Source organism: uncultured Aureimonas sp., from assembly GCF_913775355.1.
In the GTDB taxonomy this organism is placed as follows: Bacteria; Pseudomonadota; Alphaproteobacteria; order Rhizobiales; family Rhizobiaceae; genus Aureimonas.
Genome location: NZ_CAJYIU010000331.1, coordinates 1 through 7,717, shown reverse-complemented (window position 1 = coordinate 7,717; position 7,717 = coordinate 1). Strand labels below are relative to the sequence as shown.

The 7,717-nt window shown below is 67.2% G+C and carries 7 protein-coding genes and 2 pseudogenes; 6 read left to right on the top strand and 3 right to left on the bottom strand.

From position 1 onward, the window contains the following. Positions 1-167 precede the first annotated feature (167 nt). From QZ753_RS20575 to QZ753_RS20565, 3 genes are read left to right on the top strand one after another with little or no spacing between them, the layout of a single operon-like run. The gene (locus tag QZ753_RS20575; protein WP_294646469.1) at positions 168-908 is read left to right on the top strand and encodes an ABC transporter permease; all 741 of its coding nucleotides are present in this window, start codon (positions 168-170) and stop codon (positions 906-908) included. Continuing rightward, a complete protein-coding gene (locus QZ753_RS20570; protein WP_294646467.1) occupies positions 905-1,648 on the top strand; it encodes an ABC transporter ATP-binding protein in 744 nt (247 codons plus the stop codon). The genes QZ753_RS20575 and QZ753_RS20570 overlap by 4 nt, the downstream gene beginning before the upstream one ends. Next, positions 1,645-2,982 (top strand): LLM class flavin-dependent oxidoreductase, encoded by a 1,338-nt coding sequence (locus tag QZ753_RS20565; protein WP_294646466.1) that lies wholly within the window; start codon positions 1,645-1,647, stop codon positions 2,980-2,982. Before QZ753_RS20570 ends, QZ753_RS20565 begins: the two co-directional genes overlap by 4 nt. 25 nt (positions 2,983-3,007) lie before the next feature. On the opposite strand, the gene QZ753_RS20560 is transcribed toward QZ753_RS20565, so the two are convergent. Continuing rightward, positions 3,008-4,027: a 3'-5' exonuclease gene (locus QZ753_RS20560; RefSeq protein WP_294646465.1), complete on the bottom strand. Its 1,020-nt coding sequence runs from the start codon at positions 4,025-4,027 to the stop codon at positions 3,008-3,010. Between the two features lie 256 nt (positions 4,028-4,283). Between QZ753_RS20560 and QZ753_RS20555 the strand changes: the two are divergent. Further along, positions 4,284-4,475 (top strand): annotated as a pseudogene (locus QZ753_RS20555) (transposase); the annotation flags it as partial. A 309-nt stretch (positions 4,476-4,784) separates the two neighbouring features. Here the strand turns inward: QZ753_RS20555 and QZ753_RS20550 are convergent. Next, the gene (locus QZ753_RS20550; protein ID WP_294646464.1) at positions 4,785-5,354 is read right to left on the bottom strand and encodes a hypothetical protein; all 570 of its coding nucleotides are present in this window, start codon (positions 5,352-5,354) and stop codon (positions 4,785-4,787) included. 525 nt (positions 5,355-5,879) lie between these two features. Between QZ753_RS20550 and QZ753_RS20545 the strand changes: the two genes are divergently transcribed. After that, positions 5,880-6,887 carry an IS1595 family transposase gene (locus QZ753_RS20545; protein WP_367171530.1) on the top strand — a complete coding sequence of 336 codons (1,008 nt, stop codon included), beginning with the start codon at positions 5,880-5,882 and terminating at the stop codon, positions 6,885-6,887. 46 nt (positions 6,888-6,933) lie between these two features. On the opposite strand, the gene QZ753_RS20540 is transcribed toward QZ753_RS20545, so the two are convergent. Beyond that, positions 6,934-7,389, bottom strand: a complete 456-nt coding sequence (locus QZ753_RS20540) for a hypothetical protein (RefSeq protein WP_294646462.1) — start codon at positions 7,387-7,389, stop codon at positions 6,934-6,936. Between the two features lie 81 nt (positions 7,390-7,470). Between QZ753_RS20540 and QZ753_RS20535 the strand changes: the two are divergent. Next, positions 7,471-7,717: pseudogene (locus QZ753_RS20535) on the top strand (IS5/IS1182 family transposase); the annotation flags it as partial.

Sequence of the window (7,717 nt, the reverse complement as noted above, 5' to 3'; positions counted from 1 at the left end):
CGACCCGGAGGCATCCCATGTCCGACTTGGCGATCCGAACCGCGGCACATCATGCGCCGCCTCGGCGTGCGGCGGAGCCCGCGCCTTTGCCCTTGCCTGCGGCTGCTTCGAGGGGGCGACGCTCCGGTCCGTCCCGGAGGCTCACCCCGGCACCGCTGCCGAAGGGCATGCGGCTTCTCGGCCCTGTCCTCCTGCTCCTCGCGTGGGAGGCGGCCTCGCGGCTCGGCCTGATCTCGCCCTACACGCTGGCGGCGCCCTCGACGGCGCTGGCCACGGGCTACCAGTTGATCGCCGACGGGACGCTCCTGCCGCATCTCGCGGCCTCGGCCGCCCGCGCCTATTCCGGCCTCGCGCTCGGCGTGACGGCAGGCGTCGTGCTCGCGCTGCTGTCCGGCCTGACCCGCAGCGGCGAGGCGCTGATCGACGGGCTCGTGCAGGTGAAACGCGCCGTGCCGACGCTGGCGCTCATCCCGCTCGCCATCATCTGGCTCGGCATCGGCGAGGCGATGAAGGTCTTCCTGATCTTCACCGCCGTTCTCGTGCCCGTCTACATCAACACACACGCGGCGCTGCGCGGCATCGACATCCGCCACATCGAACTCGCGCGAACGCTGCGGCTCACGCGCTGGGAGTTCATCCGCAAGGTGGCGCTTCCGGGTGCGCTGCCGGGCTTCTTCGTCTCGCTGCGCCTCGCCGTTGCCCTCTGCTGGACGGCGCTCGTCGTGCTCGAACTCGTCAACACGCAGACCGGCATCGGCTACCTGATGAACCGCGCCCGCGACTGGGGGCAGACCGACATCATCGTCGTCGGCATCCTGATCTACGCTGCGCTGGGCCTCGCCTCGGACGGGGTGGTGCGTGCCGTGGAGCGCCGGGTACTGCGCTACCGCCGGGGGCTGGGCGCATGACCTTCCACGCCGCGCCGCCGTCGGCCGTCTCGCTGCGCGACCTGTCGCGCGGTTTCGCGGGCAAGACCGTCCTCGACCGCCTGTCGCTCCAGATCCCGCACGGCCAGTTCGTGGCGCTGCTCGGCGAGTCCGGTTCCGGCAAGACGACGCTCCTGCGGGCGCTCGCCGATCTCGACGAGGACGCCGACACGCAAGGCGCATTCGCCGTGCCGGACGAGGTCTCCGTTCTGTTCCAGGATGCGCGTCTGCTGCCGTGGATGAGTGTTCTCGACAACGTCGTGCTGGGACACCGCGACCCGGACGCGCGGTCGAAGGCGCTGGCGCTTCTGGACGCCGTCGGGCTCGGCGATAAGGCCGATGTCTGGCCGGACACGCTCTCGGGCGGCCAGAAGCAGCGCGCCGCGCTCGCCCGCTCGCTCTTACGCGAGCCCGACCTCCTGCTTGCGGACGAACCCTTCGGGGCGCTCGACGCGCTGACGCGCATCCGCATGCAGGGCTTGCTTCGCGACCTCGTGCGCCGTCGCAATCCGACCGTCGTCCTCGTCACCCACGACGTCGACGAGGCGCTGCTCCTCGCCGACCGCATCCTCGTCCTGAAGGACGGACGGATCGCCGAGGACCACGCCGTCCGCCTCGGCCACCCCCGCGTCGCCCACCATCCCGACTTCATCGCCCTGCGCGGGCGGCTGCTCGCCAGCCTCGGCGTCGAGGCCAGCCTTGCAGAAGGAGAACGCCCATGACGCGCCAGCTCCACCTCAACCTCTTCCTCATGCCCCGCGGCCACCACGAGGCGGCCTGGCGTCACCCGACGGCCACGCGCCGCGCCCTGACCGACCTCCAGCTCTACGTCGAGGCGGCGCGTATCGCGGAAGGGGCCAAGTTCGACGCGGTGTTCCTGGCCGACGCGCTGGTCGCGCCAGGCAACGGCGGTCTCGTCGCCAGCGGCGCGCTCGAGCTGTTGACGCTCCTCTCGGCGCTGGCGGCGAGCACCAGCACCATCGGCCTGATCGGCACGGCCTCGACGACCTACAGCCACGCCTACACACTCGCCCGCCAGTTCGCCTCGCTCGACCACCTGTCGAACGGGCGCGCCGGCTGGAACATCGTCACCTCGTGGCTACCGCTCGTCGGCGCCAACTACGGGCTCGATGACGACGTGCCCCATGCCGACCGCTACGCGATCGCCGAGGAGTTCGTCGAAGCAGTGGACGCGCTGTGGCGCTCCTTCCCGGCGGACGCCGTCCTTGACGACCAGGCCTCGGGCCGCTACCTCGACCCCGCCCGCGTCGTACCCGCCGACTACCGGGGCGAGCGCATCCGCACGCGCGGGCCGCTCAACGTGCCGGGCAGCCCGCAGGGGCGTCCGGTCTATGTCCAGGCCGGGCAGTCCGACACCGGCCGAGCCTTCGCGGCGCGCTGGGCGGAGGCGATCTTCACCGCCCACCTCACCAAGGAGTCGGCGCGCAGCTTCTACGGCGACGTGAAGGGCAGGGCGGCCGTCTACGGGCGCCGGGGCGAGGACATCGTGGTCCTGCCCGGCATCAGCGCGGCGATCGGCTCGACTCAAGGCGAGGCCGAGCGCGTCTGGGAGGAACTCGACGACCTCACGAGCACCGAGGTCGGCCTGTCGCGCCTGTCGGCCCGCTTCGGCGGCCACGACTTCACCGGTGTGCCGCTCGACCGGCCGCTCCGGGCGGCGGACTTCCCCGACCCCGCCAAGGTCGAGGCCTCGAAGAGCCGGGCCATGGGCTACGCCGACGTGGCGCTCGCCGAGGGGCTGACCCTTCGCCAGCTCCTGCGCAAGCTCGCCGGAGCCCGCGGCCACTTCACCGCGACGGGGACGCCCGAGGCGGTCGCCGACATCATCGAGGACTGGTTCACGACCGGGGCCGCCGACGGCTTCAACGTCATGCCGCCGATCATGCACAGCCAGTTCGAGCTCTTCGCCAGCGAGGTGGTGCCGATCCTGCGGCGTCGCGGCTTGTTCCGGCAGGACTACGAGGGCTCGACGCTGCGCGAGCACTTCGGTCTCGGCCCGGTCGCCGAACCCGCGCCGTTGGCCCGATCGGCCTGACGACGCGCTCGGGTTGCCTCAGGTCTCAGGCCTTGAACCGCTCGGTCGCGGCGAGGCGCTGGACGATAGCTTCCGAGTGCCCACCGTAGACCTCGTCGGCGAGGAAGGTCTCCTCCTCGTCGAACGCCGTCTCGTCGACATCGCGCCACCAGCACTTCGGCCGGCCGTCGGAGCCGTCCGACCAGCGGTAGCCGCGCGCCTTCAGGACGTCCTTTGTATGGAAGGGCGAACCGATGGCGTGGACGCGAAGGCAGTCGCGTCCGGCGGCCGCGAGCAACTGCGTAAACGGGGCAGCGGCTCCTTCGATGCACGGCGGGGCCGCAAGGACCTCGAGCAGGGCATGGCAGTCGTCTACGGCGCGGTGACCATTGTGGAACAGTCCGATCTGGCCGACGAGGTAGCCGAGTTTCGTCCCCTCGAAGCCGAGGGACGTCCAGTCGACCTCGGACACCGAGCACGCCCACGGCTTCACGTCGAACCCGCGTGCCAGCTTCTCGCAGAACGGACGGTCGAAGCGGGCATTGTGGGCCACCATCAGGTCGGCCGACTCGACGAAGCGTTCGACGGCATCGAGGTCGATCGACTGGCCACGGACCATCTCGTCCGTGATGCCGGTGATCCTGGTGATCTCCGGCGTGATCGGCTGGCTCGGCTCGCGCAGGGCCGAGAACACGCCCACGACGTCGCGGATCCCGCCATCGTCGAACGTGAAGGTCACCATCCCAAGTTCGATAACCTCGTGCGTCGCGTGGTCGAGGCCGGTCGTCTCAGTGTCGAGGACGACGCCGAGCTTGAGGCCGGCCGGCCACGGGGAAGGTAGTGGCACGACGGGTCTTGGTACGAGTTGCCGGAGGACCCGGTAGCGGCCGGTCTCCTCCAAGTTGCTGGCCATCTCCTCGTGCGATGGGAACGCGGGGGAGGTGGTGGCGCGGTGGCGACGCGACGAGGGCTCCACCGGGGAAAGTGACACGACATCGTCGTTGGCCGCGGTATCGGCGAAGAGGTCGCCCTGCCGGCTTGTATCCGTTGCCTGAAGGCGACCCATCAGGCACCCCTCGAAGGGCACAGCGCTGGCGTGCCATGATGACTGGGGTTGGCGCGTTCTGGATCCATGTCGGCCGCACTATCGTCCGTGAGGCCGACGCCGCGCAATCCACCAGTCCCGGGCTATCCCCGAAAACCTGTGTGCCGACGGGATCCGGGCGGATCGAAACCTTGCGGTCCATCGGGGCGGCGCTAGGGCCTGTTAGCGTCTGACGCCGACTCTAAGTCGTTGGCTTTTCCTGCACAGGAGAGCTGGGATGCTGAGTGATGAGCAATGGGCTGAACTGGAGCCGCTGATCGAAGCGTGCCGCCCGCATGCCAAGGTATGGAGCCGGCACCTTCGCCGGACCGTGGAGGCAATCCTCTGGCGCCATCAGAACGGGGCGAAGTGGCGTGCTCTTCCAGCGGAGTTCGGCCCATGGTGGATGGCGGCACAGACATTCATCCGCCATTAGGTAGCACTTGCCACCAAACGCGCCTTCGATGTCCGACGGATTGCCGGCGGATTTCCCCTCCATTGACAATCGCCTGGCCATCGCATACCTATCAGTCAACTAAGGTGGCCAGATCGACCGAGAGGCGCCTTCCGCTGCTGGAAACAGTAGTCCAACCGGTACGGTAGATAGGGGAAACCCGAAGAGAGTGTCGAGAGATCCAGGGAGCCGCTCGAAAGAGCGCGCTCCTTTGGTGTTTCTAGGGACTGCAAGCACCTGCCGAGCTGGGTCCCGTCTGCTCTCGCAGGTCGTGACGCGGATCGGTCAGCGCCTGTATACGAGCCGCCTTCCGTTCATAGCCGCATCGACCGCCGCCGCTGCTTTTAGCTTCATGCCTGCCGACGGTTGCTCGGCGCGATAAGCGCTCTCGACACCCATGGTCAGATGGTAGCGGACTCCGTCGACGCGCCCTCGCTCCTTGGTTAGAGTGAAGAAGGCGGTATAAGCGACCCCGTCCACAATCGCCGTTGCGTTGTAGACGCCGAAATTCCTGTCGCTGGGCGTCCAATAGACACGGCGTTCAGCCAAGCCGGAGAGAAGTTCGGCCAAACCTTTCGAGTCATCGAACCGCTGCTGGTTGAAGACCCGTGCCTTCCTGCCGTCCCGGAAAATCATCGGGGTCGGGACGTGTTGCGCCGGATCGTAGCCTTCGGTCCAGCAGTGGGACGAGTAGATAGCCCGCAGACCAAGCACTTGGCCCTTGGGCATCACGAACGGAATGACGTGCGGAAGCAGGTGAGGGACTGCGATGTCGAGATCGGAAACCTCCGCCGCGGCAAACGGAAGCCCGTTGGCATCCAATAGGGTTCCGTTGGGTTGCAGGATGTAGGTCATTGTACTCCAAGGCGGCAAGCCGATCTCGAACGAGGTGAGTCGTTCGGTCGATATGCCGTTCAGCAGGATTTGGTTTGGCATACGGCAGGCAGGTGCGAAAGGTCTAGGAACCGACCTTCCAAGCACCAGACAAGCCGATAGTGCCGCCCAAAATTGCAAGATTCCAGTCGACTTAAGGCTTTGTATCTGCTGGCAAAACAGGCTCTTCTGACCTGTGTTCCTGCGATATGTTTACCTCTCATCGACCATGCGCTACGACTTCGATCGACAAGCTCACCCGTTCCCGGATAGGGCTCCGGCATGACCAGGGCGACGACCATACGGCACTGACCACCGCGACGATCCCCATGGGGTCGGCGTTGCGCCGCATGCCTCGAACGATCCCGGAGCCGACCATGGCCAAGCGCCTTCTTCTGACACCCGACATCCTGCGCGACCCCGACACGTCGAACTTCGTCTACACGGACGTGACGGCCGGGGGACGGAGCTCAAAAATACCGGGCTGAAGAAGGCCAGCACTTCCTCCTGTCGCCGGAATGCCGGACCCTGACGTTCCAGCAGGTCGCGAGCATCGACGAGGACGAGGCCTACCGGACGTTCCTGCTATTCCGCTGGCCCGACACCGACGGCAAGCCGACCTGCCGCTATTGCGGCGTGGTCGACTGCTACGAGGTCCGCGGCCGCAAGTTCAAGTGCTCCGGCTGCCGCCGCGAGTTCTCGGTCACGTCCGGCACGGTGTTCGCCTTCCGGAAGCTGCCCTTCAAGAAAATGATCATGGCGATCTGGCTCTCGGTGAACGCGGCCAAGGGCCTCGCCGCGCTGCACCTTTCCCGCCTGATCGGCACGCAGTTCAAGACGGCGTGGGTGCTCTCGATGAAGCTGCGCGAGGCCGTCGGCTACCGCCGAGAGGGCATGGTGCTCGGCGGCGAGGTCCAGATGGACGGGAAGTACACGGGCGGCCACGTCAAGAAGGAGAACCGGGCGGAGGACCGCGTCGACCGCCGCCTCAAGCGCTACCAGAACATGAAGCGGATCTGCGTCCTGGCGCTGCGCGAGAAGAACGGCCGGGGCCGGGAGCGCACCTTCACGCGCGTCGTGCAGGAGGAGAACGGGAAGGCCGCCTTCGCCACGGTCACGCACCACGTTGACCGCAAGGCGGTGGTCGTCACCGACGAACATCCGAGCTATGCCGACATCGTTGCGAAGAACGAGCATCGGCAGGTCAGCCACTCGGAGGCGTACAGCGCGGAGGACGGCGTGAACACGAACCACGTCGAGAGCTTCTTCAGCCGCGTCCAGCGCTCCTACGTCGGTGTGCACCACCGTTTCTCGCTGAAGTACTTCGACTGGTACGCGGCCGACCTCGCTTGGCGCGAGGATAGCAGACGGCGTGGCAACCGCTGGCTGACCGCGGCGATCCTGCTGGTCGCCATGCAGTCCCCGACATCGCGGAACCTCTGCGGCTACTGGCAGGGCAACAGCCCGCCCGAACCCGACTTCGCCGACGTGACGGAGCCGTTCAAGCCGATCTGAACATCTATGTAGATGTCTTGATATCAAAAATCTCGATACCTGATCGTCAGGCGATCTCCCAGTTCCGGCGGCGGGGATCGTCGGTCTCGGCGTGCCGCACGAGGCCCTGCTTCTCGAGAATGTTGAGCGTCGAGGACAGTCGGTTGGTGATCGTCGGTACGCCGGGATGGTCCGCAGGCAGCTCGTGGCGCGCCGCGAACGCCGCCGCGCATTCGTGCGTCGAGAGCGGCCGCCCGGCGGTGCGCAGGATCTCGAGCGTCATCCGGCGCTTGTTCGTGCCGCCAATGATCCGGTCCAGCTCCGCCGTTGCTTCGGACTTCGCCTTCCGCGACGCGCGGTGCTGCGTGCCGGGCCTCCCGTCCGCCCATGCCGGGTCATAGAGCGATAGGACGCGGTCCAGCGCCGCGACCGTCTCGCGGGCCTCCGCGATCTGCGCCGTCAGCTCGCCGATGCGCTCCTCGATTTTCGCTCGCTTCCACTTGAGATCCTGTGCAACGTCCATTCCGGTCGATCCTGAAAATTGAGCTTCAGGATACCAAGGCGGCCGCCGCCGCGTTGGTGGCGGTTGCTACCTAATGGCGCATTCATCCGCTGGGCGCGGCTCGGCGTCTAGGAGAGGCTTCTTGCGCTGGCTCAGGAGCGCGGCGTCAGGCTCGGCATGGTCTTCCTGGACGGGACCAACATCCGGGCGCACCAGAAGGCAGCAGGTGCAAGCCGAAAGGGGGATCTGCAAGGGAGCGAGACGGCCGTGAAGCGCTTGGCCGATCTCGTGGCGGCTATGGCACCAAAGCTTGCGTGATGGCCGACGGGGCCGGTCGAGCGATTGCCTT